Here is a 2,355-nt window from a genome sequence, read left to right as displayed (position 1 = left end):
TTGCTGTTGGCGGCCGCGCCGGCCGCAGCTGACTCGATCACGCACACCGTCTCCTCCGGTGAGACCCTGTCAGGGATCGCCGACCGTTTCGGCGTGTCCTTGAGCGCGCTGGAAGTCACCAATCATCTGACCGACACGAGCTTGCTCCAGCTCGGCCAGCAGATCGTCGTGCCGGTGCACATCCATCATCCCTCGACCGTTGCAGCTCACAAGCCCCACGGCAATCCGACGAAGCACGGCAGCGAAAAGCCCGCGGTGGTCGCGGCCGCCCTCACCGGTGCCCGCGTCGGAGCGATGCACTCGGCTGCCACGATGGCGAAACTCGCGGCGTCCCAGGCCCTGTGGGCCGCCACGCACGTGGGCAGCATACCGCCGCACCTCCCAGGTGCAGAGCCCTTTGACATCGCGCAGCGCATGTTGGCGCTGGATTCGCGGATCACGCAGACTGCGATGCGCTATCTCGGCGTGCCCTACATGTGGGGCGGCACCAGTTTCGCAGGCGTCGATTGCTCAGGCTTCGTGCAAGTGGTGTTCGCCAAGAACGGTATCGAGCTGCCGCGCATGGCCGACGAGCAGTTCAGCGTCGGGCACCGCATCGCGATGCAGGTGCTCATGCCGGGCGATCTGGTGTTCTTTGAGACCTATACGAGCGGCGCGTCGCACGTCGGTATCTATCTCGGCAATGGAAAGTTCATCCACGCTTCGACCCGCGGCGTCGTCATCGACGCGCTCAGCATGAACTATTACGCGAGCCGGTACCTCGGCGCGCGCCGCCTCGTCCAATAATCTGGGAATCGAGCCGTCTGACGTAGAAGGCGCTCCTGCGAGCGCGCGTTGGGGCGTCGCCAAGTTGGTAAGGCACCAGCCTTTGGAGCTGGCATTCGAAGGTTCGAGTCCTTCCGCCCCAGCATTTCCACGCCCCTAATCATCCGCGCGCCGCGCCGAAGCGTACGCCCTATAGGGGTTATGTGACGAACCAGAGCGCGACCGACGAACAGCTTATGGCGGCGCTGGCGCTGTCGGATCTGCATGCGCTCGACGCGCTGTACGATCGCTACGCCAAGCCCGCATTTGCGCTTGCGTACCGCATCGTGGGCGAGCGGGGGGGCGCCGAAGATGTCGTCCAGGACGCGTTCTTATCAGCCTGGCGTCAGGCAAAATCGTATAAACGGGAACGAGGCAGCCCACGAACCTGGCTGATGTCCATCGTCCACCATCGAGCGATCGACCGGTTGCGCGCGAGCGCGTCGAGTGCCGGCACGCTCTCGCTGGACGAGCTGCCTGACGGACCGGCCGAGGCGCCCGGCGTCTGGCAGCAGGTCTGGGCGAGCTTGCGCGGCGATGCGGTGCGGCATGCGCTCGAACGGCTTCCGCCTGAGCAGAAGAAGAGTATCGAATTGGCCTATTTCTCAGGCTATACGCAGACCGAGATCGCCGAGCTGATGGGCGTGCCCTTAGGCACGGTGAAGGGGCGCATGCGCATGGGCCTGCAGAAGCTGCGCGCCTCGTTGGAAGCGCCGGAGCTGGGGCTGTCGAGCGTATGAACGGCGACGCGCACGTCACCGATCTTGCCGCCGGCTACGCGCTTGGCGCGCTGACAGCGCACGAGCGGGGCTTGGTGGACGCGCATATCGCGCAGTGCGATGACTGTCGGGCTGACGTGATGGCGATGCTCGGCATCAGCGGCACCCTGCCGCTGGCGTGCGAGCAAGTCGCTACGCCTGCCGGACTGAAGGCCCGCATCCTCGATGCGGCCGCGGCTGATGTCCGCGCGGGTCAGACCCTTGCGCGGCGGAGCAGTCTGGAGACGGGCGCTCGTTGGCGCGCCGGCATCCCCGCGGGCTGGGGCTGGTTCGCGGGCGTGGCCGCAGCCGCCGCGGTCATCTTCGGCGTGATCTCGATCGACCAGTCGCAACAGCGCGGTGCGCTGCAACGACAAGTCGATTCGCTCGGATCGCAGCTCGAGCAGGCACGCCACGACGACGTCGCTTTGCAGAACGAGGCGCAGGCAGGCCACGCCGTGATGACGGCGTTGGCCAGCGGGACCTATTGGACGATGGGGCCGCATGCGGATGCCAATGGTAAGATGTGGCGCTGCGCCGTGCTGCAGCCTCCCGCGCACGGGCACAACGGCATGCTGCTTGCGACCGTGCCCGAGCCGCCGCGCGGCATGGCGTATCAGGTGTGGATCACGCGCAAGGGCACGCCGCACAAGGCGGGTATGGTGATGCACGGCGGCATGACGATGATGGACATGTCCATGCCCGTGCAAAAGGGCGACATCGTCGCGTTCAGCGTGGAGCCGATGGCGGGCAGCAAAGCGCCCACCACGCCCTACATGATGGAGATGGCGAT

The 2,355-nt window shown here is 66.2% G+C and carries 3 protein-coding genes and 1 tRNA gene; all 4 read left to right on the top strand.

Features of this window, described 5'->3' with window-relative positions; all coding sequences use genetic code 11:
• A partial coding sequence (locus VKF82_10860; protein HME82567.1) for an NlpC/P60 family protein occupies positions 1-786 on the top strand: 786 nt, incomplete at its 5' end.
• 49 nt (positions 787-835) lie between these two features.
• Positions 836-908, top strand: a tRNA-Gln gene (locus VKF82_10855).
• A gap of 60 nt (positions 909-968) precedes the next feature.
• A complete protein-coding gene (locus VKF82_10850) occupies positions 969-1,544 on the top strand; it encodes a sigma-70 family RNA polymerase sigma factor (GenBank protein HME82566.1) in 576 nt (191 codons plus the stop codon).
• The coding region (locus VKF82_10845; protein ID HME82565.1) for an anti-sigma factor at positions 1,541-2,355 on the top strand (815 nt) is incomplete at its 3' end. The genes VKF82_10850 and VKF82_10845, both read left to right, overlap by 4 nt.

It is taken from the genome of Candidatus Eremiobacteraceae bacterium (genome assembly GCA_035314825.1).
In the GTDB taxonomy this organism is placed as follows: Bacteria; Vulcanimicrobiota; Vulcanimicrobiia; order Eremiobacterales; family Eremiobacteraceae; genus JAFAHD01.
This window is presented reverse-complemented; position numbering and strand designations above follow the sequence as displayed.